The organism is Stenotrophomonas sp. YJH_SMC_10 (genome assembly GCF_059371555.1).
Window position 1 is genome coordinate 360,336 of sequence record NZ_JCAFUS010000002.1, and the last position, 25,859, is coordinate 386,194.

General features: G+C 67.8%; 21 protein-coding genes and 3 tRNA genes. 9 read left to right on the plus strand and 15 right to left on the minus strand.

The genetic code is table 11. The annotated features are described in order from the left end of the window. The first annotated feature begins 7 nt into the window (after positions 1 to 7). Positions 8 to 1,189, plus strand: a complete 1,182-nt coding sequence (gene emrA / locus AC5P9C_RS04965) for a multidrug efflux MFS transporter periplasmic adaptor subunit EmrA (RefSeq protein WP_495205099.1) — start codon at positions 8 to 10, stop codon at positions 1,187 to 1,189. Positions 1,190 to 1,196: 7 nt separating this feature from the next. Beyond that, on the plus strand, positions 1,197 to 2,783 hold the full coding sequence (gene emrB, locus AC5P9C_RS04970) for a multidrug efflux MFS transporter permease subunit EmrB (RefSeq protein WP_495205100.1): 1,587 nt from the start codon (positions 1,197 to 1,199) through the stop codon (positions 2,781 to 2,783). 77 nt (positions 2,784 to 2,860) lie between these two features. On the opposite strand, the gene AC5P9C_RS04975 is transcribed toward emrB, so the two are convergent. The 3 genes from AC5P9C_RS04975 to AC5P9C_RS04985 all read right to left on the minus strand — a co-directional run bounded on the left by AC5P9C_RS04975 (position 2,861) and on the right by AC5P9C_RS04985 (position 4,778). Then, complete coding sequence (locus tag AC5P9C_RS04975) at positions 2,861 to 3,622, minus strand: hypothetical protein (protein ID WP_326423044.1); 762 nt, start codon at positions 3,620 to 3,622, stop codon at positions 2,861 to 2,863. A gap of 121 nt (positions 3,623 to 3,743) precedes the next feature. Further along, positions 3,744 to 3,828 (minus strand) — tRNA-Leu (locus tag AC5P9C_RS04980). Positions 3,829 to 3,878: 50 nt separating this feature from the next. Beyond that, positions 3,879 to 4,778 carry a LysR family transcriptional regulator gene (locus tag AC5P9C_RS04985; protein ID WP_414615043.1) on the minus strand — a complete coding sequence of 300 codons (900 nt, stop codon included), beginning with the start codon at positions 4,776 to 4,778 and terminating at the stop codon, positions 3,879 to 3,881. A 100-nt stretch (positions 4,779 to 4,878) separates the two neighbouring features. On the opposite strand from AC5P9C_RS04985, the gene AC5P9C_RS04990 reads away from it, so the two are divergent. Further along, a complete protein-coding gene (locus tag AC5P9C_RS04990; RefSeq protein ID WP_049470799.1) occupies positions 4,879 to 5,625 on the plus strand; it encodes a sulfite exporter TauE/SafE family protein in 747 nt (248 codons plus the stop codon). 56 nt (positions 5,626 to 5,681) lie between these two features. Here AC5P9C_RS04990 and AC5P9C_RS04995 read toward each other — a convergent pair. Continuing rightward, positions 5,682 to 5,766 (minus strand) — tRNA-Leu (locus tag AC5P9C_RS04995). A gap of 205 nt (positions 5,767 to 5,971) precedes the next feature. After that, positions 5,972 to 6,056: transfer RNA gene (locus tag AC5P9C_RS05000), tRNA-Leu, on the minus strand. Positions 6,057 to 6,184: 128 nt separating this feature from the next. Here AC5P9C_RS05000 and rnr point away from each other — a divergent pair. From rnr to rlmB, 3 genes are all read left to right on the plus strand, one after another. After that, positions 6,185 to 8,650 (plus strand): ribonuclease R, encoded by a 2,466-nt coding sequence (gene rnr / locus AC5P9C_RS05005; protein ID WP_074725965.1) that lies wholly within the window; start codon positions 6,185 to 6,187, stop codon positions 8,648 to 8,650. A gap of 94 nt (positions 8,651 to 8,744) precedes the next feature. Further along, positions 8,745 to 9,227, plus strand: a complete 483-nt coding sequence (locus AC5P9C_RS05010) for a GFA family protein (protein WP_053463544.1) — start codon at positions 8,745 to 8,747, stop codon at positions 9,225 to 9,227. A 159-nt stretch (positions 9,228 to 9,386) separates the two neighbouring features. Further along, positions 9,387 to 10,130 carry a 23S rRNA (guanosine(2251)-2'-O)-methyltransferase RlmB gene (gene rlmB, locus AC5P9C_RS05015; RefSeq protein WP_049467010.1) on the plus strand — a complete coding sequence of 248 codons (744 nt, stop codon included), beginning with the start codon at positions 9,387 to 9,389 and terminating at the stop codon, positions 10,128 to 10,130. 66 nt (positions 10,131 to 10,196) lie between these two features. Here the strand turns inward: rlmB and AC5P9C_RS05020 are convergent, their stop codons facing one another. From AC5P9C_RS05020 to AC5P9C_RS05030, 3 genes are read right to left on the minus strand one after another with little or no spacing between them, the layout of a single operon-like run. Beyond that, on the minus strand, positions 10,197 to 11,648 hold the full coding sequence (locus tag AC5P9C_RS05020; protein WP_343542354.1) for an efflux transporter outer membrane subunit: 1,452 nt from the start codon (positions 11,646 to 11,648) through the stop codon (positions 10,197 to 10,199). After that, positions 11,645 to 13,603, minus strand: a complete 1,959-nt coding sequence (locus AC5P9C_RS05025; RefSeq protein WP_414615044.1) for a MacB family efflux pump subunit — start codon at positions 13,601 to 13,603, stop codon at positions 11,645 to 11,647. Before AC5P9C_RS05025 ends, AC5P9C_RS05020 begins: the two co-directional genes overlap by 4 nt. Continuing rightward, positions 13,600 to 14,841 carry an efflux RND transporter periplasmic adaptor subunit gene (locus tag AC5P9C_RS05030; RefSeq protein WP_074725962.1) on the minus strand — a complete coding sequence of 414 codons (1,242 nt, stop codon included), beginning with the start codon at positions 14,839 to 14,841 and terminating at the stop codon, positions 13,600 to 13,602. The genes AC5P9C_RS05025 and AC5P9C_RS05030 overlap by 4 nt, the downstream gene beginning before the upstream one ends. 204 nt (positions 14,842 to 15,045) lie before the next feature. On the opposite strand from AC5P9C_RS05030, the gene AC5P9C_RS05035 reads away from it, so the two are divergent. The 3 genes from AC5P9C_RS05035 to AC5P9C_RS05045 all read left to right on the plus strand — a co-directional run bounded on the left by AC5P9C_RS05035 (position 15,046) and on the right by AC5P9C_RS05045 (position 20,393). Continuing rightward, complete coding sequence (locus AC5P9C_RS05035) at positions 15,046 to 15,774, plus strand: response regulator (protein WP_005408779.1); 729 nt, start codon at positions 15,046 to 15,048, stop codon at positions 15,772 to 15,774. Positions 15,775 to 15,780: 6 nt separating this feature from the next. Beyond that, positions 15,781 to 17,190: an ATP-binding protein gene (locus AC5P9C_RS05040; RefSeq protein WP_049467003.1), complete on the plus strand. Its 1,410-nt coding sequence runs from the start codon at positions 15,781 to 15,783 to the stop codon at positions 17,188 to 17,190. Between the two features lie 176 nt (positions 17,191 to 17,366). Further along, on the plus strand, positions 17,367 to 20,393 hold the full coding sequence (locus AC5P9C_RS05045; protein WP_053505187.1) for a ligand-binding sensor domain-containing diguanylate cyclase: 3,027 nt from the start codon (positions 17,367 to 17,369) through the stop codon (positions 20,391 to 20,393). Between the two features lie 319 nt (positions 20,394 to 20,712). Here AC5P9C_RS05045 and rnt read toward each other — a convergent pair whose 3' ends face one another. The 7 genes from rnt to pstB form a co-directional block, all read right to left on the minus strand. Continuing rightward, entirely contained in the window at positions 20,713 to 21,363 is a 651-nt protein-coding gene (gene rnt / locus AC5P9C_RS05050) for a ribonuclease T (RefSeq protein ID WP_014036542.1), read from the minus strand. A 144-nt stretch (positions 21,364 to 21,507) separates the two neighbouring features. Beyond that, a complete protein-coding gene (locus tag AC5P9C_RS05055; RefSeq protein ID WP_064238000.1) occupies positions 21,508 to 22,029 on the minus strand; it encodes an HvfX family Cu-binding RiPP maturation protein in 522 nt (173 codons plus the stop codon). 24 nt (positions 22,030 to 22,053) lie between these two features. Beyond that, on the minus strand, positions 22,054 to 22,809 hold the full coding sequence (locus tag AC5P9C_RS05060; protein WP_049466999.1) for an HvfC family RiPP maturation protein: 756 nt from the start codon (positions 22,807 to 22,809) through the stop codon (positions 22,054 to 22,056). Beyond that, a complete protein-coding gene (locus AC5P9C_RS05065) occupies positions 22,802 to 23,677 on the minus strand; it encodes an HvfB family MNIO-type RiPP peptide maturase (RefSeq protein ID WP_343541133.1) in 876 nt (291 codons plus the stop codon). Before AC5P9C_RS05065 ends, AC5P9C_RS05060 begins: the two co-directional genes overlap by 8 nt. Then, a complete protein-coding gene (locus AC5P9C_RS05070; RefSeq protein WP_049466995.1) occupies positions 23,664 to 24,017 on the minus strand; it encodes an HvfA family oxazolone/thioamide-modified RiPP metallophore in 354 nt (117 codons plus the stop codon). Before AC5P9C_RS05070 ends, AC5P9C_RS05065 begins: the two co-directional genes overlap by 14 nt. A gap of 236 nt (positions 24,018 to 24,253) precedes the next feature. Beyond that, entirely contained in the window at positions 24,254 to 24,961 is a 708-nt protein-coding gene (gene phoU / locus AC5P9C_RS05075; protein ID WP_005408787.1) for a phosphate signaling complex protein PhoU, read from the minus strand. A gap of 65 nt (positions 24,962 to 25,026) precedes the next feature. Next, complete coding sequence (gene pstB / locus AC5P9C_RS05080) at positions 25,027 to 25,857, minus strand: phosphate ABC transporter ATP-binding protein PstB (protein WP_005408788.1); 831 nt, start codon at positions 25,855 to 25,857, stop codon at positions 25,027 to 25,029. Positions 25,858 to 25,859: the final 2 nt, after the last annotated feature.

Below are 25,859 nucleotides of genomic sequence, written 5' to 3' on the forward strand. Positions count from 1 at the left end.
TTCCGCCATGAGCCAGACCCAAGACACTGCGGCCCCGGCCGCCCCCAACCGCCGCGGCAACCTGCTGCGCTGCCTGTTCGTGATCGTCGTGCTGCTGCTTGCCGCACTGGCGCTGTGGTACTTCATGTTCGGCCGTTGGTTCGAAGAAACCGACGATGCCTACGTGCAGGGCAACCTGGTGCAGATCACCCCGCTGGTGGCCGGTACCGTGGTCGCCATCAACGCCGATGACGGCATGCGCGTGGAGCGCGGCCAGCTGCTGGTGCAGCTGGACCCGTCCGACACCTCGGTGGCGCTGCAGCAGGCCGAGGCCAACCTGGCCAAGACCGTGCGCCAGACCCGTGGCCTGTACCGCAGCGTGGAAGGCGCGCAGGCGGACTTGAATGCCCGCCAGGTGACCCTGAAGCGCGTGCGCGAAGACTTCGCCCGCCGCAAGGACCTGGCCGCCACCGGCGCCATCTCCAACGAAGAACTGGCCCACGCCCGTGACGAGCTGGCCGCTGCCGAAGCGGCCGTGGCCGGTTCGCGCGAGACCGTCGAGCGCAACCGCGCGCTGGTCGACGACACCGTGATCGCCACCCAGCCGGATGTGCAGGCGGCCGCCGCGCAGCTGCGCCAGGCCTTCCTCAACAACGCCCGCGCCGGCATCGTCGCGCCGGTCACCGGCTACGTTGCCCGTCGTTCGGTGCAGGTCGGCCAGCGCGTGCAGCCGGGCAATGCGCTGATGGCGGTGGTGCCGACCGAGCAGATGTGGGTCGAGGCCAACTTCAAGGAAACCCAGTTGCGCCACATGCGCCTGGGCCAGGAAGTGGAGCTGAAGTCGGACCTGTACGCGGGTGACGTGAAGTACAAGGGCCGCATCCAGAGCCTGGGCCTGGGTACCGGCTCGGCGTTCTCGCTGCTGCCGGCGCAGAACGCCAGCGGCAACTGGATCAAGATCGTGCAACGCGTGCCGGTGCGCATCGCCATCGATGCCAAGCAGCTGGCCGAGCACCCGCTGCGCATCGGCCTGTCGATGAAGGCCGAAGTGAGCCTGCGCGACCAGAAGGGCGAAGTGCTGCCCAGCGCCCCGGCCAAGGGCACCGTGTTCGATACCGACGTGTACGCCAAGCAGCTGCATGATGCCGACGAGGTGATCCACACGATCATCCAGGGCAACCTGCCGCAGCAACAGGCAAAGGTGGGCTGAGGTCGCCATGTCCGCACAAGCTCCAGCCGCACCCGGCGCTCCGGGTGCACCGGCGGCGCCGGGTGCGGCCTCCGGGTTCCTGCCGCCCAGCGAGGCCCTGTGCACCGTGGGCCTGGCGATGGCGTCGTTCATGCAGGTGCTCGACACCACCATCGCCAACGTTTCGCTGCCGACCATCGCCGGCAACCTGGGGGCCAGCTCGCAGCAGGCGACCTGGGTGATCACCTCGTTCGCGGTCAGCACGGCCATCGCGCTGCCGCTGACCGGCTGGCTCAGCCGCCGCTTCGGCGAACGCAAGCTGTTCGTCTGGGCCACGCTGGCCTTCGTCATCACCTCGCTGCTGTGCGGCCTGGCGCAGAGCATGGGCATGCTGGTGCTGTCGCGTGCGCTGCAGGGCTTCGTGGCCGGCCCGATGTACCCGATCACGCAGTCGCTGCTGGTCTCGATCTATCCGCGCGAGAAGCGCGGGCAGGCGCTGGCGCTGCTGGCGATGATCACGGTGGTGGCGCCGATCTGCGGGCCGATCCTCGGTGGCTGGATCACCGACAACTACAGCTGGGAATGGATCTTCCTGATCAACGTGCCGCTGGGCATCTTCGCCGCGCTGGTGGTGGGCAACCAGCTGAAGGGGCGCCCGGAGCAGATCGAGAAGCCGAAGATGGACTACGTCGGCCTGGTCACCCTGGTGATCGGTGTCGGTGCCTTGCAGCTGGTGCTCGACCTGGGCAACGACGAGGACTGGTTCTCGTCGATGAAGATCGTGGTGCTGGCCTGCGTGGCCGTGGTGACGCTGACGGTGTTCCTGATCTGGGAGCTGACCGACAAGGATCCGATTGTCGACCTGAAGCTGTTCCGGCACCGCAACTTCCGCGCCGGCACGCTGGCGATGGTGGTGGCCTACGCGGCGTTCTTCAGCGTGGCGCTGCTGATCCCGCAGTGGCTGCAGCGTGACATGGGCTACACCGCGATCTGGGCGGGCCTGGCAACGGCGCCGATCGGCATCCTGCCGGTGATCATGACCCCGTTCGTGGGCAAGTATGCGTCGCGCTTCGACATGCGCATGCTGGCCACGATCGCCTTCATCGTGCTGTCGATGACCAGTTTCCTGCGCTCGAACTTCAACCTGCAGGTGGACTACATGCACGTGGCCGGCGTGCAGCTGATCATGGGCATCGGCGTGGCACTGTTCTTCATGCCGGTGCTGCAGATCCTGCTGTCGGACCTGGACGGGCGCGAGATCGCCGCGGGCTCGGGCCTGGCCACGTTCCTGCGTACGCTGGGCGGCAGCTTCGCGGCCTCGCTGACGACGTGGCTGTGGGCGCGGCGTACCCAGGTGCACCATGCCGACCTGACCGAACACATCTCGGCCTATCAGCCCGGCATGCAGGACCAGGTCACCGCGATGGGGCAGGGCGACCTGCAGCACGGTGCGGCGGTACTGAACAACATGATCAACCACCAGGCGTCGCAGATGGGCTTCAACGACATCTTCTTCCTGCTCGGCTGGATCTTCCTGGCGATCATCACCTTCCTGTGGCTGGCCAAGCCGCCGTTTGGTGCGGGTGCCGGTGCCGCTTCGGCCGGTGGGCATTGATCGATCCGTGCCGTTGAAACGCAGAAACCCCGCCGCAAGGCGGGGTTTTTATTTGGGCGGCGTAGGGCGATTGTTCTTCAGGCGCTCGGATTGGCGCTGGTTTCCATGTTCGCGACACGCTCAAGCAACTCGGCGAGACGTGAGAGTTTGGCTGCGAAGCGTGTTTGCAGCAGCGCTCCCAACATAACTCCAATAGCAAGTGAAAGTGTATAGCTGGGCACTTCCACGGGGACCTTTACACCCCCGAACTTCTGCAATGTGTCGGATGTAGTGATCGCAAAGCCGGCCAACGCGCCAAGCAGTGCCCCTGTGTTCGCATGGGTGATCCGGATCTTGGCCTCCGAATTCAGATGGAGGACCAGAGTGCGGAGCCGACTCACCGTGCGCGCCGTATAGCCCGCTGACGACCGACCTGATTGTCCGGCTTCACTAGCCACGATTTGCTGGATACCGATTCTCAGCCTGGTGGCGATTTCGTCATCGCGAGCGAGTCCGTTGTCGATATCCCTCAGATAGTTGCGATAGGACCTGAGCGCGGAACTGAAAATGTCGAAAAGAAATCCTGCGGCCAAGCATGTAGCGAGCAAGGACAGAAAGATAAGCAATCCTTGGCCGATGGGGTGCCAGAACGTCGCATCATCTGGTCCGAGCAGTTGCTTGGTGCCTATCGCGGCCACGACCGCTGAGATTAGTACGCCCATGACGAGCGACAGGGCCTTGAAGACGACATCGCTGGCTGGCTCAGGGCGGCGCGATTTGAGTTCCCTCACGTATTCCGCGTCAAGCCTTTTCACGAGGGGGTAGAGCGTAGCTACATCCAGTTTTTGCGATTCTTCCATGAGTGTGATCGCTGCGGCGTTGATCCTGACATCGGCTCACAGGACGCGCTCTTTAGCGCCACACTAATCCAACCCCGGAAACGAAAAAACCCGCTTTCGCGGGTTTGATCATCTTGAGTCGTGGTGCCCAGGAGAGGACTCGAACCTCCACGGTTTTACCCGCTAGTACCTGAAACTAGTGCGTCTACCAATTCCGCCACCTGGGCGACTCAGGAGGTGAATTGTGCGGGACCACAGCAGAGGTGTCAACAACATTTCACGCTTTTTTCTGCGACTGCACGCCCAGGTGCAGCAGCAGGCTGCGCATCGCCGGTGACAGCTGCGCCCACCCGGCAAAACAGGCGCACAGGCGGCGTTGTGCCCATGCATCGGAGAGCGCTACGGCGACGGTGTGCGTGCTGCGCCGATGCTGTCGGGCGATGGTCCGCGGCACGATGCCGACGCCGATGCCGTGGCCGACCATGATGCACACGCCTTCGAAGGTCTTCATGCGGATGCGCACGTCCAGGCGGCGCCCGATGTCGCGCGCCTGGTCTTCGATGTAGGTCTGCAGTGCATTGCCCTCGGCCAGGGCAACGAAGGTCTCGCCGGCAACCTCGGCAAAAGCCAGGCTGCGCCGGGTCGCGAAGCGGTGGTCGGCCGGCAGCAGCATCACCAGGGGATCTTCGGCGACCACGTGTTGCTGCAGGCCGGCAGCGTCGACCGCATCACTGATGATGCCGGCCTCGGCCTGGCCCGCGTTGATCGCACGCACGACCTCGGGGCTGGTGCGCTCCAGCAGTTCCACGTGCAGGCGTGGGCGCTCGGCCAGCCACGGCGCGAGCCGCGAGGGCAGGTAGTTGGTCAGCGCGGCGGTGTTGGCATACAGGTGCAGCGTGCCGCGAGCACCCTGCGCGAACGCCTGCAGTTCACCGCGCAGCTGCGCCTGCTGCTGCAGGATCAGGCGTGAATGGTGGGCGAGGGCGGCACCGGCTTCGGTGAGGCTGACGCCGCGCGGATGCCGGTTCAACAGCGCGGTGCCGGCGTCCGCTTCGATCGTGCGCAGGCGCTCGCTGGCCGAAGCCAGCGCCAGGTTCGCCTGCGCTGCGCCGGCCGTGATGCTGCCGGCCTCGGCGATCGCAAGGAACAGGCGCAGGTCGGCGATATCCATCCGCATGGGGGTGCCCTCATCGCAACGGCTGAGCCTTCGGATCAGCCGAAGGCGAGGCCGGGAAGACCGCATTGTGCGCCTGGCGGCGGCCCGATCCAATGACGGCATGAATGAATCGACGTACTTCTATCTGTTGCTGGTGGTGGTGTTCGTGCTGGCCGGCGTGGTCAAGGGCGTGACAGGGATGGGGTTGCCGACGGTGGCGATGGGCCTGCTGGGCAGCACCCTGTCACCGGTGGCGGCGGCGTCGATGCTGTTCATTCCGACCTTCGTCACCAATGCATGGCAGCTGTTGTCCGGACCGTCGCTGGGTCGCATCGTGCGCCGACTGTGGCCGATGATGCTGGCGGTGGTGGGGGTGACGCTGGGTTCAGCGGCGCTGCTGGTGCGGGTCGATCGCACCGCATCGCGCATTGCACTCGGCGTGGCGCTGGTGGTCTATGCCGCCTATGCGCTGCTTGCGCCGGTGTTCCGCGTGCCGCAGCGTCGCGAGCGCTGGCTGGGGCCGCTGGTGGGGGCACTGTCGGGCGTGGTGACCGGGGCCACCGGCGTGTTCGTGATGCCGGCAGTGCCGTACCTGCAGTCGCTCGGGCTGCAGCGCGACGAACTGGTGCAGGCGCTGGGGCTGGCGTTCACCGTGTCGACGATATCGCTGACCGCCGGGCTGGTGCTGCACGGTGCATTCGGTATCCAGCAACTGGGCCTGAGTGCACTGGCCGTGCTGCCGGCGTTGCTGGGCATGTGGCTGGGGCAACTGATCCGGCAGAGGATCAGCGCACGGGTATTCCGCGCCTGCTTCCTGGGGTTCCTGCTGCTGCTCGGGCTGGAGCTGGTGCTGCGGCCGTTGTTCTGATGCCGGATTCCGGGCATGAAAAAACCCGCTTTCGCGGGTTTTTCTCATTCTCGACGTGGTGCCCAGGAGAGGACTCGAACCTCCACGGTTTTACCCGCTAGTACCTGAAACTAGTGCGTCTACCAATTCCGCCACCTGGGCGTCGAGGAGCGAGATTATGGGGTGCCGTGACGGGGGTGTCAACACTTTTTGTGGGCCTGGGGGTGGACCCCGTTTCGCCTGCGGGATGGGCTATGACCCCATCCCACTCGATTGGGGTCAGAGCCCTTTCCTCTGGAAAGGGAGCCGACCCCGCTGCCGGATCACAGGCAAAAAAAATCCCCGCCGAAGCGAGGAGTTTTTTCGTTGGTGCCCAGGAGAGGACTCGAACCTCCACGGTTTTACCCGCTAGTACCTGAAACTAGTGCGTCTACCAATTCCGCCACCTGGGCGTTCCAGAGGCGCAATTGTGAAGATGAATCCGCAGGAAGTCAACGACTTCCTGAATATTTTTGACACGATCGCCTGAAGGCGACCGCTGACCCGTTCTGCACGCCGCCAGCGGCTACCATGTAGGGCGATGACTACCAAAAAACCAAGCAAGGGCGGGAAGCCATCCCGCGGCCAGGCCCCGAACAAGGGCGCCAAGGCGGGCGCAGCCCGCACCACCAAGCCGGGCAAGCCATTGCCGGGCTGGTTTCCCGAATTGAATGAAGGCAGCGCACCGCCGCGCGGCCGCAAGGCCCGAGGCGCCGACGCCGCGGCCCCCGGCCCGGCCCCGGGCCGCAAGCTGCCGCCGGCCGGCAAGGTGATCGACGATCCCTATGCCGCCCGCGAAGCCGAGAAGTACGAACAGCCCATCGCCAGCCGCGAGGCCATCCTGGCCCTGCTGGAGCGTTGCGAGGGGCCGCAGACGGCAGAGGAACTGGGCGCACGCCTGGGCCTGACCGCCCCGGACCGTGCCGAAGCACTGTCGCGCCGGCTCGGCGCCATGGTCCGCGATGGCCAGCTGGTGCAGAACCGCCGGGGCGGCTTCGCCCCGATCCAGACCCTGAACCTGGTCACCGGCGTGGTGATCGCCAACCCGGAAGGATTCGGTTTCCTGCGTCCGGTCGAGGGCGGCGACGACCTGTTCCTGCCGCCGTATGAAATGCGCAAGGTCATGCACGGTGACAAGGTGCTGGCCCGCGTGACCGGCATCGACCACCGTGGCCGCCGCGAAGGCAGCATCGCCCGCGTGCTGGAGCGCGGCATGACCCGCCTGATCGGCCGTTTCAGTGTCGAGATGGGCATCAATTACGTGGTGCCTGACGACAAGCGCGTGCAGCGCAACGTGCAGGTGCCGCCGGACCAGACCGGCGGTGCGCGCGATGGCCAGCTGGTGGTCTGCGAACTGACCCAGGCACCGGACAGCCGCCGTCCGCCGATCGGCCGCATCATTGCCGTGCTCGGCGACAAGCTGACCGCTTCGCTGGTGGTGGAAACCGCCATCCACGGCCATGAGCTGCCGTTCGAGTTCCCGCAGGAGGTGCTGGACGAAGCCGCCTCGGTGCCGCTGGTGGTCGAGCCGGCGATGATCGGCGACCGCGTCGACCTGCGCAGCACGCCGCTGGTCACCATCGACGGTGAAGATGCCAAGGACTTCGACGACGCGGTGTACTGCGAGCCGAATGCCGATGGCTTCCGCCTGGTGGTGGCGATTGCCGATGTCTCCAATTACGTCCGCCCCGGCACACCGCTGGACGAAGAGGCGCAGAAGCGTGCCACCTCGGTGTACTTCCCGGGCTTCGTGGTGCCGATGCTGCCGGAGACGCTGTCCAACGGCATCTGCTCGCTGATGCCGAAGGTGGACCGCATGTGTTTCGTCTGTGACATGCAGATCGACCGCGATGGCCTGGTCACGCATTCGCGCTTCTACGAAGCCGTGATGAACTCGCACGCGCGCCTGACCTACACCCAGGTGTGGAAGGCGGTGGGCGAGGACGATGCCGAGACCCAGGCCTGGATGGGGGATCTGTTGCCGCACGTGCAGCGCCTGCACCAGCTGTACAAGGTGCTGTCGAAGGCGCGCGCCAAGCGCGGCGCCATCGAGTTCGAAAGCAGCGAAGTGCGCTTCGTGCTGGACAATCGCGGTGAAGTCACCCAGGCCGGCATGCTGGTGCGCAACGACGCGCACAAGCTGATCGAGGAATGCATGATCGCGGCCAACGTCGAGGCGGCGAAGTACCTGCTGTCGCGCCACGTGCCGGCGCCGTACCGCATCCACGAGAAACCACCGGAAACCAAGTACGCCGACCTGCTCGAATTCCTCAAGGAATTCAAGCTGAGCCTGCCGCCGTGGTCGAAGGTGCGCCCGGGCGATTACACCAAGCTGCTGAAGAAGATCCGTGACCGCCCCGATGCCACGCTGCTGGAGTCGGTGCTGCTGCGCAGCCAGAGCCTGGCCATCTACAGCCCGGAGAACCACGGCCACTTCGGCCTGGCGCTGGAGGCGTACGCGCACTTCACTTCGCCGATCCGCCGCTACCCCGACCTGCTGGTGCACCGCGCGATCAAGCATGCGCTGTCCGGCAAGCCACTGGACAAGTTCACCTACAACGCCCGCGAGATGGCCGCGCTGGCGCTGCAGTGCTCCGAGCGCGAGCGCCGTGCCGACGAAGCCGAGCGCGAGGTCGACGAGCGTTACCGCGCGGCGTGGATGGAAAAGCACGTCGGCGGCCAGTTCGACGGCGTGATCAGCGGCGTGACCAGCTTCGGCCTGTTCGTGGAGCTGGACGAGTCGAAGGTGCAGGGCCTGGTGCATGTCACCCAGCTACCGCAGGACTATTACAAGTTCGACGCGACCCGCAAGACGCTGACCGGCGAGCGCCGCGGCAGCAGCTACCGGCTGGGCGACCGCGTACGCATCCTGGTGCTGAAGGCCAGCATGGAAGAGCGCAAGATCGACTTCCGCCTGGTCGAACACAAGGGTGAGGACGAGGGCGAAAGCCTGCCGCCGCTGCCCCAGCGTGGCAAGCCGGCCAAGCGGAAGAAAGAGAAATATTGATGACCGTGGTAGTGCCGGCCGCTGGCCGGCATCCATGGCACCCTCGGCACCGACGGGTTGCCGGCCAGCGGCCGGCACCACCAGGAGACATCGCATGCAGGGCCAACCCGAATACAGCGGTGGCTGCCAGTGCGGCGCGATCCGCTTCCACGTGCGTGGCGCGCTGACCGACAGCTCGATCTGCCACTGCCGCATGTGCCAGAAGGCCTTCGGCGCCTACTACGCGCCGCTGGTGTCGGTGCGCGGCGTGCAGTTCAGCTGGACCCGCGGCCAGCCGCGCCATTTCCAGTCATCCAACGTGGTCCGCCGTGGCTTCTGCGGCGACTGCGGTACGCCGTTGACCTACGAGGCGCCTGATGGCGTGGCCGTGGCTGCCGGCGCATTTGACGAACCCGAGCGCCTGCCGCCGAGGATCCAGTACGGGATCGAGCGCAAGCTGCCGTTCCTCGACAGCCTGGCCAGCCTGCCGGCACGGCGTACCGAGGAGGACCTCGCTGCGCTGGATTTCCTGGCCACCCTCGAGTCCCACCAGCATCCCGACCACGACACCCCGCACTGGCCGCCGCGCAGCCGATGATCCACCTGCAGGCCGAGCCTACGCTCGGCTGCTCTGGGTCCAGGCTTCGTCGGCCCCCGCCAGGCGAGCAGGGGCTCGGCGCTACAGCGGGGCGGCCGGTCGCAGCGCCCGGCCTGCCGATGCTCTACCATAGCCACCCCCTTTCCGGTCCCCGCCCGCATGAGCAAGAACAGCCAGTGGATCGTCGGCGTCAACGCCGTCGCCTCCTCCATCGAGAACGACGCCGAGAACGTCCGCGAAGTGCTGGTCGAGGCCGGTGCGAAGAATCCGCGCCTGACCGAGATCGAGGAGAACGCCCGCCGCAAGGGCATCGACGTGCGCAAGGTGAACGCCCAGGCACTGGACGGTGTCGGCGGTTCGGTGCGGCACCAGGGCGTGGCCGCGCGCTATGCCGCCGCCCGCACCTACAGTGAGAACGAGCTGGAAGGCCTGGTCAGCGCGGCCGAGGGCAAGGCCCTGCTGCTGGTGCTGGACGAGGTGCAGGACCCGCACAACCTCGGCGCCTGCCTGCGCTCGGCCGCGGCCGCCGGTGCCACCGCGGTGATCATCCCGAAGGACAAGTCGGCCACGGTCAATGCCACTGTGCGCAAGACTTCGGCCGGCGCCGCCGACCTCATCCCGGTGGTGGCAGTGACCAACCTGTCGCGCTGCCTGAAGGACCTGCAGAAGCAGGGCGTGTGGATCTACGGCCTGGCCGGTGAGGCCACCGCCTCGCTGTACCAGCTGGACCTGAAGGGCAACATCGCCCTGGTGCTGGGCGGCGAAGCCGACGGCCTGCGCCGGCTGACCCGCGAGAACTGCGATGGCCTGGTCAAGATCCCGATGCCGGGCGAAATCGAGAGCCTGAACGTTTCGGTCGCCGCCGGCGTCAGCCTGTTCGAGGCCGTGCGCCAGCGCGGTTGACCAGCCAGCGCGATGTGATCGGGGTCAGATTGCTTTTCCAATGGGAAAAGGAATCTGACCCCTTTTTCATGTCCTGCGTCGACCCGCGCTGCCGCCCAGTGCCTTGAACAGGGTCACGTCGTTGTTCAGCTGGCCCTGGCGCGCACGCGCCAGCGACAGCTCTGCGTCGCGCCGGGTCTGCTGCGCTTCCAGCCAGGTGCGCAGATCGGTGGCACCCACGCGGTAACGCACTTCCTGCGCGCGCTCCACTTCCACTGCTTCGTCGTACGAAGCCTGCGAGGCCGCCACCTGGCGCGCCAGCTGCTCGCGGGCCGACAGTGCGTTGTCCACTTCCGAGAGCGCGGTGTACAGCGTCTTGCGGAAATTGGTCGCGGCGATCTGGTAGGCGGTGCCGGCGATATCGGTATCCAGCTGCGCACGCTGCAGGTTGAGGAAGGGAAGCGACAGTCCGGCCCCGAGCGTGGCGACCGGGTTGCGCAGCACATCACCCAGCGACGTCGCGCTGGAGCCCAGGCTGCCGGTCAGGCTCAGCGCCGGGTAGTACTGGGTGGCAGTGACCTTGATCGTCTTCAGGCTGTTGCGCAGGCGCAGTTCCGCCGCACGCAGGTCGGGCCGGCGGCCGAGCAGGTCGGTCGGCAGGCCTTCGGCGATGGGCGGGCTACGTGCGCCCAGCAGGTCCTGCGGCTCGTCCTCCTGCGGCCACGGCGTGCCGTCCAGCAGCACGGTCAGCGCGTTGCGTACCTCCACCCGCTGCTGTTCCAGCGCACTCTGCGCCGAGCGCTGCGACTGCAGGTTCTGCAGCGCCTGGCGCACTTCCAGGCGCGATACCGCGCCGGCGTCGAAGCGGGCCTGCACCAGTTCCCGGGTGCGTTCCAGGCGCTCCAGGTTGGCCTGGCCGGTGGCGATCGACTGGTTGAGGTAAGCCAGGTTCCAGTACTGGGTGATGGTGTCGCCGATCACCAGCAGGGCGGTGTTCTGCCGGTCTTCCTCGCTGGCTTCGGCCTCCCAGCGGGCGATGTCGCGCTGGGTCCACAGGCGCCCCCACAGGTCCACTTCCCAGCCCAGCGAGACGCCGGTGGAATAGCTGCGGCGCCAGTCATCGGGCTGGTCGGTGGCGCGGCTGGCGCTGCCGCTCACGCCGGAGGACGAAGGCTGCGGCCACAACGCGTTGCTGGCCAGGCCGGCCTGCAGGCGCGAGCGCTGCACGGCCAGGCCGGCGGCGGCCAGATCGCTGTTGGCGGCCAGCGCCTGCGCCACCAGGCGGTCCAGGCGTTCATCGCCGAAGCCGGTCCACCAGGTGTCCTGGCGGATGTCGCGGCCCGGTGTATCCAGGCTGCTGCGCGGGTCGTCGGCCGGCGCGTTGAGGGTGGCATCGCCACGCCCATACTGCGCCGCCACGGCCGGGTCATGCACCGGGTAGCGGCCGACCGACGCGCAGCCGGACAGGGCAAGTACAACGGCACCGGCCAGCAGCAGGTGCCGGGGAGCGGGGAAGGGCAGTCGGGTCATCTTCTTCATTCGCGGGCCAGGGCCTCCACCGGATCGAGTTGCGCAGCGTTGCGTGCGGGCAGGAAGCCGAACGCCACGCCGATCAGGGTCGAGCAGGCGAACGCCGCAACGATCGAGGCCGTGGAGAACAGCACCTGGAAATCGCTGGCGAAGCGGCCGATCATCGAGCCCAGCAGCAGCGCCAGGCCGATGCCGAGCACGCCGCCGAGCAGGCACACCAGCACCGCCTCGATCAGGAACTGCTGGCGGATATCACTCTGACGCGCACCCACCGCCATGCGCACCCCGATCTCGCGGGTGCGCTCGGTGACTGACACCAGCATGATGTTCATCACGCCGATGCCACCGACCAGCAGTGCGATGGCGGCGATGGCACCGATCAGCAGGGTCATCGTGCGCGTGGTCTGCTCGATGGTTTCGCGGATTTCGGCGCTGTTGCTGAGGAAGAAGTCCTCGGTGCCATGGCGCAGGGTCAGCAGGCGGGTAATTGCCTCCTGCGCCGCATCCATCGGCGTGTCGTCGTCCACGCGCACGGTGATGCTGGACACGTGGCTCTGGCCGAGCATGCGCGACATCACCGTGGTGTACGGCACCCACACACTGAGGCTGGTGCTGCCACCGAAACCGAAGCTCTGCCGCTTGGCCACGCCGACCACGCGCGCCGGCACGTTGCCGAGCAGGATCACCTGGCCGACCGGATCGACTTCCGGGAAGAACTGGGCCTGGGTGTTCTCGTCGATCACCGCCACCTGGCCCAGGCCCTTCACCGCGTCGGCATCGAAGAAGCTGCCGCTGAGTAGGGTCACGCCCTTGACCCGGAAGAACTGCTCGCCAACGCCGCTGACCTGCGCGGTGGACGACTGGTTGCGGTAGCGCGCGGTGACCGAGGTCGACACGCTGGGCGTAGCGCTGTCCACGTAGCTCTGCCTTGCCAGCGCGTCGGCATCGCTGGCCTTCAGTGTCTGCACCCGTGCCGAACGCATGTCGCCGAAACCACGACCGGGGTAGACGTCGATGGTGTTGGTGCCGAGCGCGCTGATGTTCTGCAGGATCTGCTGCTGCGAGCCGTTGCCCAGCGCCACCACCGACACCACCGAGGCGATGCCGATGATGATGCCGAGCATGGTCAGGAAGGTACGCAGCCGATGTGCGTTCATCGCCAGCAGGGCCATGCGGAACGCTTCGGTGAAGCGGTCGCGTGCCGCCCGCCAGCTGTTGCCGTGGGCGACGCCGGTGCTGGCCTCGCGCTGTGCGCGGTAGCTCGGTGCGTTCGGATTGGCGCGGTCGGCGATGATCTCGCCGTCGCGGATCTCGATGATGCGCTGCGCGTGCTCGGCCACGCTCATGTCGTGGGTGACGATGATGATGGTGTGGCCTTCGGCATGCAGCTCGCCGAGGATGGCCATCACTTCCTCGCCGGATTTCGTGTCGAGCGCGCCGGTCGGCTCGTCGGCCAGGATCACCTCGCCACCGTTCATCAGGGCACGCGCGATCGACACGCGCTGCTGCTGGCCACCGGACAGCTGGCCCGGCTTGTGATGCATGCGATCACCCAGGCCCAGGCGCTGCAGCAGTTGCTCGGCACGCGCGTTGCGCACGGCACCGGGGCTGCCGGCATACACCGCCGGCACCTCCACGTTGCCGCGCGCATCCAGGTCGCCGAGCAGGTGGTAGCGCTGGAAGATGAAGCCGAAATGCTCGCGGCGCAGTTCGGCCAGTTCGTCCGGCTGCATCCGTCCGGTTTCGCGGCCGGCCACCTGGTAGCTGCCGCGGGTGGGGCGGTCGAGGCAGCCGAGGATGTTCATCAGCGTCGACTTGCCCGAGCCGGACTGGCCGACGATGGCCACCATCTCACCGGCGTGGATGTCCAGATTGACGTCGCGCAGTACGGCGATCACCTCGTCGCCGGCCGGGAATTCACGTCGCAGGTCGCGCAGGCGCAGCAGCGGCGCCGTCGTGCTCATCGGCGCCCCATGCCCGGGCCGCCGACCCGCATCGGCATGCCGCCGCGGTTGCCGCCGCTGGCACCGGCACCGGCGGCGCTGGCTTCGCCGACCACCACGCGCTCGCCTTCCTTCAATCCGGACAGTATCTCGGCGGAGGCGCCGTTGTTGATGCCCACCGTGACCTTGCGCGGCTGCGGCTGGCCCTTGTCGTCCAGCACCCGCACCATGCGCTCGTTTCCACGGCGCTTCGGTCCCAGCGCCACCGCCGGCACCATCAGCACGCCCTTGGCCTGCTTGAGCAGTACCGAGACCTGCGCGGTCATGTCGATGCGCAGCGTGCCGTCGGGATTCTCCACGTCGAACAGCGCGTTGTAGTAGACCGCGCTGCTGGAACTGGAACTGGACGAACTGCTGGAGCTGGAGGAGCTTTCGTTGGCGATCGAGGCCGGCGCCGGATTGATCTGGCGCAGCGTGGCGTGATACTTGCGGTCCGGATCGCCCAGGGTGGTGAAGTACACCGGCATGCCGGGCTTGATCTTGACCACGTCGGCTTCGGAGATCTCGGCATTGACGGTGACCACGTCCAGCCGCGCCAGCATCACGATGGTCGGTGCGGTCTGGTTGGCGTTCACGGTGCGGCCTTCTTCGGCCACCACCGCCACCACGGTGCCATCCATCGGCGCGGTGATGCGGGTGTAGGCCAGGTTGGCGCGGGCGGTGCCCAGCTCGGTTTCGCGGCCCTTGATCTGTGCCTCATAGGACTGCAGCTGGGCCCGGGCGGTCTTCAGCTGTGCCTCGGCGGCATCGTACTCCTGGCGCGAGGTGGCCTCGGCGGCCAGCATCTGCTGCTGCCGCGCGAATTCCAGTTCGGCCTGGCGCAGGGTGGCCTGCTGCACGGCGCGCTGCGCGGTGACCTGGTCCAGCGAGGCCTGCGCGTTGAGCACCTGGTTCTGCTGGGTGGTGGCGTCGATCTCGGCGATCAGGTCGCCTTCCTTCACCGTATCGCCCAGCTGCACCTTCAGCGACTTGATCTGGCCCGAGGCCTGCGCGCCGACGCTGACCAGCTTGTAGGCATCGATCACGCCGGTCGCGTCCACGGTCTGCTCGATGTCACCGCGGCTGACCGGCGAGGTGGCCACGGCCGGGGCGGCGGGCTTGCGCAGCAGCCACCAGGCGGTGGCGGCGGCGATCAGGGCAAGCAGGGCGATCAGCATCAGGCGACCCCGGCGGGTCGCGGGCAACAGGCGGAACGTCACGTGGTGGCTTCACTCTCTGGACCGCGCGGGCGGCGTTGGCAGGCATTGTGAAGACCGGACGATGGACCGCTCAATCCTCGGGGTATGTCTGTGTGTAACACTGTCGGTGAATACGCGTAACCACAGGTATCCCGTCCCTGGGTGGATACACTGGTACGCATTGCCCCGGATGCGGTTCAGCTGCCGACACGGGATGATCGCGACATGGAGACTGAAAACACGATGCATCGACTGCTGATCGTCGACGACGACAACGACATCCGCACGCTGCTGGCCGAGCAGCTCGGCCGCGCCGGCTACCAGGTGAGCACTGCCGCCGATGGCACCGCCATGCGCCAGCTGCTGGACCGCGAGCACGTGGACCTGATCGTGCTCGACCTCAACCTGCCGCGCGAGGATGGCCTGACCCTGTGCCGCGACCTGCGTGCGCGCTCGAACACGCCGGTGATCATGCTCACCGCCCGCGCCGAGCCGATCGACCGCGTGCTGGGCCTGGAAATGGGCGCCGACGACTACCTGGCCAAGCCGTTCGAGCCGCGTGAACTGCTGGCGCGCATCCGCAACGTGCTGCGCCGGACCGAGGCGCTGCCGGCCAACCTGGAACCGCTGGCGGTGCGCCGCGCGCGTTTCTCGCGCTGGGTGTTCGACCTTGAGCATCGCCACCTGGTCGACCCGGATGACCGCGTGGTGGTGCTGTCCGGTGCCGAGTTCCGCCTGCTGCGGGTGTTCATCGCCCACGCCAACAAGGTGCTGTCGCGCGAGCAGCTGGTCGCGCTCAGCAGTGGCCGCAACTATGAGGCACAGGATCGTGCGATCGACCTGCAGGTCAGCCGCCTGCGCAACAAGCTGGGCGACGACGGCGGCCCGGACGGGCTGATCAAGACCGTACGCAACGAAGGCTACGTGCTGGCCTCGTCGGTCAACCTGGAATAAGCGGCGATGAAACGCCTGCGCCATTTCCTGTCCTCGATGGTCGGGCGGTTGTTCGTGATCCTCCTGCTGGGCATGGCGGTGGCGGCGATCGGCGCGACCATGCTGGCCACGTCAAAGCGCCAGCAGGAATTCGAGCGGCAGAACCTGAACCGGATCGCCGACCGCCTGCAGGGCTACGTCAACCTGCTGGACGGCAATCCGGAGCTGCGTGAGCGCCTGCTGGCGATCGGCGGGCCAAGCGTGCGCGCGCTGCAGCCGGGCGCCCGGCTGGGACGCGCTGACACGGCGCTGATGGAAGTGCTGGAAGACCGGCCGGGGCCGGTGTCGCGCGCACATGTGCACTTCACTTCATTCCGCTCCTGCATTCCCAAGCTGCAGGACCTGCTGCCGCCACCGCCGCCGGGCCATCGGCGGCCGCCGCGCGAACGCGACCCGGCCTTCATCCCGCCCAAGTGCCGCGCGGTGGACGTGACCCTCAACGACGGCACGCTGCTGAAGCTGGCGCTGGACTCGCCGGCGGTGGCGCACAACGGCATCCTGGCCGTGGACCCGTGGTTCCTGACCCTGCTGGTGCTGGCGATCGCGGTGCTGGCCTACATCGTTGCGCGCATGGCCAGCGCGCCACTGCAGGAACTGGCCGCCGCCGCCGAAGACCTCGGCGATGACCTGCAGCGCGACCCGTTGCCCCTGCGCGGGCCGCGCGAAGTGCAGCGCGCCGCCGAAGCCTTCAACGCCATGCAGCACCGCCTGCAGCGGCACCTGGCCGAACGCACGCAGATGCTGGCGGCGATCACCCATGACCTGCAGACGCCGTTGACGCGGCTGCGCCTGCGCCTGGAGAACGTCAGCGACGAGACCCTGCGCGAGCGCCTGATCGGTGACCTGGCCGCGATGCAGGCGCTGGTGCGCGAGGGCCTGGAACTGGCCCGCAGTGCCGAGAGTGCCGAGCAGCGCGCCGCACTGGACCTGGATTCGCTGCTGGAGAGCATTGTCGAGGACACCGCCGAAGGCGGCGCCGATGTGGTCTTCGAAGGCGGCAGCGGTGCGGTGCTGATGCTGCGGCCGCTGGCCATGCATCGCCTGTTCTCCAACCTGGTGGACAACGCGGTGATGTATGCGCAGCGGGCACGGGTGCGGGTCGAGCGCAGCGGCGGTGCGATCACCGTGGTGGTGGCCGACGATGGCCCTGGCCTGGCCGAGGAGCAGCTGGAGGCGGTGTTCGATCCGTTCGTGCGGGTGGAAACCTCGCGTTCGCGCGAGACCGGCGGTGCCGGCCTGGGCCTGACCATTGCCCGCGCCCTGGCCGAAAAGGACGGGGCCCGGCTGTGGCTGCGCAACCGGGCCGAAGGGGGCCTGGAGGCGGTGGTGCAGTGGCCGGCCAGTGCCCAGGTGGTGGCGCCCGGCCGCGCCGGCTGAGCCGGGGCGCCGCACGCGGTGACGCCCGGGCCGGGGTTTGGCCTATCATCTGCGCATCTCCCCAGCCTCTCCCCGATGAGCCAGCCCGTTCCTGCCGGCATGCCAGCGCGCGCTGCCCGGTTGTTCCTGCACGCTGCCGCGTCCTGCAGCCGCACCTGGCCGCCGCCGCCGCGCTGATGGGCGGGCAGGGGGATCAGGGGCGCTGGGTGGAGCGCCGCGCATCAGCCATCCAGCGGGCACTGCGACAGGGCCTGCTATGGCTGCTGCTGGCCCTGGCGCTGCCACTGGCTGCGCAGGAGGGCGCACCGCCGCTGCGCGACTACGCCATCGACGTATGGACCTCGCGCAATGGCCTGCCGCACAACTCGCTGCGCGACATCGCACAGACGCCGGAGGGCCATCTGTGGTTCGCCACCTGGGAAGGGCTGGTGCGCTACAACGGCCTGGATTTCACCGTGTTCGACCGCAGCACGCGCCCGGGCCTGCGCGACAACGGCATCGGCGCGCTGTTCGTCGACCGCCAGGGCGGGCTGTGGATCAGCGACTCGCGCGGCAATGTCAGCCACCGCGGCAGTGATGGCCAGTGGCGGGTCTGGGAGCACCAGGCGGATACGCCGCAGGTGCTGATCCAGTCCATGCAGATGGACAGCCAGGGCCGGCTGTGGCTGTTGTACGAAGGCAAGGGCATCGGCTATCTGACGCCGGACTCGGGCATCGTCTACCGGGCGCCGGCGGCCGACCTGCCGATGGCGATGAGCTTCACCAGGCTGGTGGTTGATGCGCAGGACCGGGTCTGGGTCGGCACGCTCGACGGGCTGGTGCTGCGCGACAACGACGGCGTACTCAAGCGGGCGCCTGCGGCGTGGGGGCTGGGCGCCGGCACTGGCCTGTCGTGGCCGTACCGCGCGCCGGACGGCGCGTTGTGGATCGTCGCCGGCGAGCGCCTGTACCGGGTGGAGGACGATCGGCTGGTGCTGGTGCACCGCCTGCCCGGCCAGCTGCACATGACCTCGATGCTGCAGGACCGGCACGGCGACCTGTGGCTGGGCACCGAGAACCAGGGGCTGCTGCGCATCTCCGGGCACGGCCTGGAGCGGCTGCCGGCCGGCCTGAACCTGCCGGGTGGACGCGTGGTCAGCCTGCGCGAGGATGCCGAAGGCAGCATCTGGGTGGGCGCCAATGGCGGCCTGTACCGCCTGCGCGAGACACTGTTCAGCAGCTACACCGAGCGCGACGGGCTCAGTGGCGACTACGTGCGCACGGTGTTGGAGGACCGCGACCGCCAGCTGTGGGTCGGCAGCGCCAGCGGGCTTGACCTGCAGACCGCCGATGGCCGTTTCCGGGCGATGCCGCTGCACAACCGCGGCGGCAAGGCACCGTCGGTGCTGAGCCTGGCGCAGGGGCCCGATGGTGACCTGTGGGTGGGAACATTCGGCGATGGTGTCTACCGGCTCGGCCGCGACGGCCAGCTGCGCCACAACTACGCGGCCGCCGATGGCATGCCGGGCGGCAACATCCGTGCGATCAGCGTTGATCCGCAGGGCGTGGTCTGGGCCGGCACGCAGAAGGGCGTGGTGCGCATCGACGGCGACCGCGTGCAGGTCTCGGACGTGCCCGGCATGCCCGGCGGCCTGATCACCGCGCTCGAGCATGACCACCAGGGCAACCTGTGGATCGGCACCATCGAAGGCATCCGCGTGCTGCGCGGCGACCACGTGCAGTCGATCGACCTGGCGCCGCTGGGCGGCGGCCGCAGCGTGTTCGGCTTCCACCAGCTGGGCGACGCGATGTGGATCAGCAGTGATCGCGGCCTGTACCGCTGGCGCAATGGCAGGCTGGCACGGGTTGGCCTGGAGCAGGGCATGCCGGTGGATGCGGTGTTCCAGCTGGTGCCCGATCGCCTTGGCAATGTGTGGATCAGCAGCAATCGCGGTGTGCTGCGCACCGACATGGCTACCCTCAACGCGGTCGCCGACGGCCGTACGCCGCGGGTGGTGGTGGAGCGCTACAACGAGATCGACGGCATGGCCAATGCACAGGCCAACGGCAGTTCCGGTCCATCGGCGATCCTGCGCCAGGATGGCACGTTCTGGGTGGTCACCGCCGGCGGCCTGAGCACGGTCGACCCGCAGCGCCTGCAGCGCTTCCGCGAGCGCCCGTCACCGCCTGCGGCGATCGAAAGCGTGCAGGTGGATGGCGCGCCGGTGCATTGGGAGGGACCGGAGCGCAACGCCATTCCCGGCGGTCGCCGGCTGGCGGTGAGCTACGTCGGCCTGAGCTACCTGATGTCCGACCGGATCCGCTACCGCACGCGGCTGGACGGGCTCGATGCCGGCTGGGTCGAGCGCGGCCCGCAGCGCAGCGTCGAGTTCGTCGGCCTGCCGCCGGGCGACTACACCCTGCACGTGGCGGCGGCGCACCCGGGAGGCACCTGGGGCCAGCAGGAGGCAGTGTGGAGCTTCAGTGTCGAGCCGTTCTGGTGGCAGCGCCGCAGCGTGCAGGTACTGGCGGGGCTGTTGCTGCTGGGCGGCCTGGTGGCGCTGTACCGGCTGCTGCTGCAGCAGCTGCAGGCCAGCAACCTGCGCCTGGCGCGGCGAGTGGACGAAGCGACCTTCGACCTGCAGGCCAAGACCGTGCACCTGCAGGCGCTGAACCAGGAAAAGACCGAACTGGCCGAGCGCCTGGCGCGGCAGGCCGAGGCGTTCGAGCGGCAGGCCCGCGAAGACGCCCTGACCGGCCTGGCCAACCGCCGTGGCTTCGACGAGACGCTGGCGCGTGATTTCGCCCGCTCGCAGCGCAGTGGCCATCCACTGTGCCTGGTGGTGCTGGACATCGACCACTTCAAGGCTGTCAACGATCGCCACAGCCACAGCATCGGCGATGCCGTGCTGGTGCAGGTGGCGACGTTGATCGCTGCGGCCTGCCGCGACTCCGACCTGCCGGCGCGCACCGGCGGCGAAGAGTTCGCGCTGCTGCTCAACGACACCCGCCTGGAAGAGGCCGCACAGCTGTGTGCACGGCTGCGCGGCCTGTTCCATGACCACCCGGACTGGGCCGGGGTGGCAGGACTGCGCGTGACCTTCAGCGCCGGCCTGGTGGAACTGGACGCCGACGACCGCACCCCGGCGCTGCTGTACCAGCGCGCCGACCGCGCGCTGTACCGCGCCAAGAGTGACGGCCGGGATCGGACGAGCATTGGTTGAGTTCATCCACGCATGGCGTGGCGCTACGGGTGTTGCCGTACCAACGGTCGGCATCCACCAGAGACGTGACCCACCACAGCAGTGATCGTCAGTCCCCGACGAGCACCGCGACACGCTGCTGCTCCCGCTTTTTCTGATCTTTCCGTGGCGGCCAGCAACCTGTCGAAGGCCGGGCAGGGTGGGTTCGCGGGGGGATCCGTGGCATGGATGGCGCGGCTAAGCCCGCAGGGACGGGTTCACGGCGTCCCGCGCGAACCCACCCTGCTCGGCCCAACCGATGATTCGCTTCACGCCACGAGGGGCTCCGCCGCTGGCCGCTTCACCGCGGCCAGGCGTTGGCGATGGTGCAGAACAGCCGCGCGGTCTGTTCGGTGTCATACACCGCGCTGTGGGCCTCGTTGGCATCCCAGCCCAGCCCGGCCGCGGTGGCCGCGCGTGCCAGCACCGTCTGCCCGTAGGCGATCCCGGCCAGGGTCACCGTGTCGAAGACGCTGAACGGATGGAACGGATTGCGCTTGTGGCCGGTCCGCGCTACGGCCGCGTTGACGAAGCCAAGGTCGAAATGCGCGTTGTGGCCGACCAGGATCGCGCGCTGGCAACCGTACTTCTTCATCGCCGCGCGCACCGGAGTGAAGATGTGGTCCAGCGCCGCCTTTTCTTCCTTGGCCAGCCGGAACGGGTGGTCAAGGATGATGCCGGTCACTTCCAGCGACTTGGGGTCGATTTCCAGGCCTTCGGCCGGTACCACATGGGCGCTGGCAGTCTGGCCGGGGTACAGCAGGCCGTTCTCGTCCATCTCGATCGGCACGGCTGCGATTTCCAGCAGCGCATTGCGCTGGCTGTCGAAGCCGCCGGTTTCCACATCCACGACCACCGGCAGGAAGCCGCGGAAGCGTTGGGACATCGCGCGCTGCGCCTGGGGTACTGCGGAATCGGGAGCGGCGGCAGGTGCGGGGGTGGGGTCAGTCATGCGTGAATTCTAGCAGAGCGCCCCTGAGCGCCCGGCTGGCCCGAGGAGCCCGGGTTTCCTGCGTGGGCGTGTGTTGACCAAGGTCGACAGCTGCCGGTGCAGCGCACGCCCAGGATCCCGGGAGGTGCCAACCTGGGTTGGCATTTACCGGACCGCAGGCCGTGTCGTGGTACCTGATGGCTGCCACCGAGCCAACCATGCATCCACGCTCAGCCTGCCGGCGCCGGTGAAGACCAGCGGCAGCAGCATGGCCATGAACAGCACCGGCAGCTTGTAGTTGCCAAAGCCCTGGTCACTGATCACATAGCCCATGGCGAGGTCGCCCAGTGACTGCCAGTCCATCGGCCAATGCACTGCGTAGGTGGCCACGATGGTCAGCACCAGCAGGCTGGCGGCGGCAAAGCGGGTGCCGAAGCCCATCAGCAGGCAGGCCGCACCGATCAGTTCGAACCACGTGGCAAGCTGCCAGTTCAGCGCGGCGGGCAGCTGGTTGAACGGGAACGGGAAGGCGTCCTGCAGATCGGCAAACCAGTTCTGCCCATGCAGTTTCTCGCGGCCGGATTCGAAGTATTCCCAGGCCAGCAGCAGGCGCAGGCCGAGCGGGGCCAACCAGGGGGCGAGACGGTCCAGCTGGCCGCGTGCGGCGGCCAGGAGCGGTAGCTTCATCGGTGGATCTCCGGGGAGGGGGTGTCAGGGTGGGGAGGCGAGCGGACCGATCACGCCGGCCTGCACGAACTGCTGCAGCAGCGCAGCACCCGGTTCGGCCAGGGCGTCCTCGGCCAGCCCGTGCGCGCGGGCCAGCTGCCGCAGGTAGGCCTGGCCTTCCAGCCCGGGCTGTTCGCCAATGCTGGACAGCAGGTACACCGCCAACGGGCTGAGTTCGGCGAATCGCACTTCGCCGCCGGCGTCGCGGCGGACCAGCAGGCCGGTCGGTTCGGTTGGAGGCCGGGTCGGTGCATCGTCGGCACCCAGGCGGTGCACCGGCCACTGGTACAGCAGCGGCCAGGCCAGCGGCGAGCGCTGCAGCGGCACGTGCAGCGGATCGGCAGCGCCGGGTGCGGGAAGGGGATCGGCCTGCAGCTGGTACAGCGCGGTTTCCACCCACTCGTAATGGGCCAGTTCGGCCAGCGCCGGGTGCGGCAGCTGCGGCTGCACCTGCAGCCACTGCACGAATTCGGCGGCCAGTTCGGTGAACAGCGGCGTCTGGCAGCGATGGTTGGCGAAGTAGTGGCGCACCAGTGCGCTCCAGGCCGGTTCGCCGAGCAGGCGCACGCAGACCGGGAAGCCATTGCTCAGCAGGCCCAGCAGGTTGTTGAACAGCAGGTGCTGGTAGACCGCCACGCGGCGGGGATCCAGTCCGGCCGGCGCGGGGACTGCCTGGGGGTCGCGCAGGTGCGCGGTGAACGCGTGCTGCTGCGCGCGCAGGGTGTCGGTGGCGTCAGCCATATGCAGCCCCGGCGTGGGCGGCCTGCAGGCGCCGGATGGTCTGCAGTTCGCCCCGCAGTTCCGCATAGGGCGGGAAATTGAAATCGCGTTCGAGCAGGGTGGGGCGCGGGCCGATGCGTGCATAGGTACGCGCCAGCAGCTCCCAGACCGGATCGATCACCGCGCTGCCATGGGTGTCGATCTTCAGGTCCGGTGCCTCGTCCAGGTGCCCGGCCACGTGCAGGCAGACGATGCGCTGCGCGGGCAGGCCGGCGATGAAGGCATCGGCATCGTAGCCGTGGTTGCAGGCGTTGACGTAGACATTGTTGACGTCCAGCAGCAGGTCGCAGTCGGCTTCGGCGAGCACCGCATTGGTGAACGCCAGTTCGTCCATCGCCGGTTCCGGCGCCAGGTAGTAGGACACGTTCTCCACCGCGATACGGCGGCCGAGCAGCTCCTGCACCCTGCGGATGCGCGCGGCGGTGTGGCGTACGGCTTCATCGGTGAACGGAATCGGCAGCAGGTCGTACAGGTGGCCGTCGTCGCTGCAGTAGCTCAGGTGCTCGCTGTACAGCGGTACCCGGTGTGTTTCCAGGAACTGCACGACCTGTTCCAGCAGCTGGGTGTCCAGCGGGGCACTGCCGCCCAGCGACAGCGACAGGCCGTGGCAGCTCAGTGGATGGCGTTGCGCCAGTTCGGCCAGCGCATCACCGGCAGGTCCGCCGACATGGATCCAGTTCTCCGGCGCGCATTCGAGGAAGTCGAAGTCGCCTGCCGGGGCATCACGCAGATCCTGCAGCAGCGCCCGGCGCAGGCCCAGCCCTGCAGCCGCCGCACGAAGCGGCGACTGCGGGTGGACGAGGCGGGCGCCGACGTCAGTGCTTGCCACCGCACTTGCCTTCGCCACACTTGCCTTCGGCCGACTTCGTGTCGCCGGTCTTGGCCTTGGCACCGGCTGCACCTGCGGCCTTGCCCTTGTCGGCACCACACTTGCCTTCGCCGCTCTTGCCGTCGGCGCCACACTTGCCTTCGGCATGCTTGGTTGCGTCGGCGGCCATCTTGGTATCGGCGGCCTTGGCGTCGGTGCTGGCCTTGGCTGCCTGTCCGGCCACCAGGTAACCCTGGGCGAGGTCGCTCATGCTCAGGGCCGAGGCACTGGCGGTCATGCCCAGGCCGGCGGCCAGGGCGGTCGCGGTCAGCAGGGACAGGGTCTTGTTCGAACTGCTCATCGGTATTACTCCTGGGTGGTGGGCGGGTGCCCGGGGTGATTCGATGCTGCAGCGATCCTACTCAACGAATCCTCGCCGAGACCTCAAATTTTCGTGAGATCTGTTACAGAAGCCTCCGGCAGGTCCGCACTGGGCAAGCCCGGCGCCCACAATCCTGGGGAACACCGCAAAGAAAAAGGCCGCTGTCACCAGGACAGCGGCCACCTTGGAGTCGACTCCGGTGTTGCAGTGCAGCGTCAGGGCTGGCCGGTGCTGGAGGTCTCGTCGCGCTTCTCGCGCGGCGGCAGCGGCTGCTCACCGTGCACCAGGAACCACACGTTCTCGGCGATGTTGGTGGCGTGGTCGCCCACGCGCTCCAGGTTCTTGGCCATGAACAGCAGGTGCGTGCACGGGGTGATGTTGCGCGGGTCTTCCATCATGTAGGTCAGCAGCTCGCGGAACAGCGCGGTGTACTGCGCGTCCAGGCGGGCGTCGTCCTCGCGCAGTTCCAGCGCGGCGTCGGCGTCGTTGTCGCGGTAGGCGGCGATGGCGCGGCGCACCTGCTGCGCGGCCAGGCGGCCCAGCGCACGCAGGCCCTGGATCTGCGGCAGCGGCGGTACCTTGCCCAGCGCGATCGAACGCTTGGCAACATTGGCCGCGTAGTCGCCGATGCGCTCGATGTCGGCCGGAATGCGCAGGCCGGCAAGGATCTCGCGCAGGTCGCGCGCCATCGGGCCGCGCAGGGCCAGGCGCATCACGTCATGGCTGATCTGCTGCTCCAGCGCATCGATGGCTTCGTCGTTGGCGATGATGCGATGGGCGGCGTTCTCGTCGCGCTTCTCGATCACGTCCATCGACGCCTCGAGCTGGGCGACCGCCATCTCGCCCATGCGCACGATTTCGGCCACCAGCCGCTGCTGCTCTTCGTCGTAGCTCTTGACGATGTGGTCGTTGGGAAGGTTCATGGTCTGCAATCCGGGTAGAGCCAGGCCGTGCCTGGCTGGGACATGTGGCGAAGGATCAGCGTCGATCAGCCGAAGCGACCGGTGATGTAGTCCTCGGTCTGCCGCTGCGACGGCTGCGAGAAGATCACTTCGGTGCGGTCGTGCTCGATCAGGTCGCCCAGGTACATGAAGGCGGTGTAGTCGGACACGCGCGCGGCCTGCTGCATGTTGTGGGTGACGATCACGATCGTGTACTCGTGCTTGAGCTCTTCCACCAGCTGCTCGATGCGGCTGGTCGAGATCGGGTCCAGCGCCGAGGTCGGCTCGTCAAGCAGCAGCACCGACGGGCGCAGCGCCACGGCACGGGCGATGCACAGGCGCTGCTGCTGGCCGCCGGACAGGCCCAGTGCGCTCTGCCCCAGCTTGTCCTTCACCTCGTCCCACAGCGCGCCCTGGCGCAGCGCCTGCTCGACGCGGTCGGCCATGTCGGCCTTGCTCAGCTTCTCGTGGTGGCGGATGCCGTAGGCCACGTTCTCGAAGATGGTCATCGGGAACGGCACCGGCTTCTGGAACACCATGCCGACCTTGCTGCGCAGGCGGTTCATCGGGTACTTCGGCGACAGGATGTTCTCGCCGTCCAGCAGCACTTCGCCGCGCGCCTCCAGCTTCGGGTACAGCGCGTAGATGCGGTTGAAGATGCGCAGCAGGGTCGACTTGCCGCAACCGGAGGGACCGATCAGCGCGGTGACGCGCTTTTCCGGGATCTCCAGGTTGATGCCCTTCAGGGCGTGGAACTTGTCGTAGTAGAAGTCCAGTCCACGCGCAGCCAGCTTCACCGGCGACGGCGTGTGCAGGCTCTCGTGCGAGGACGGCACGGCGATGCGCTGCATCGGCACGGCGTTGGAAAGGTCGTTCATGG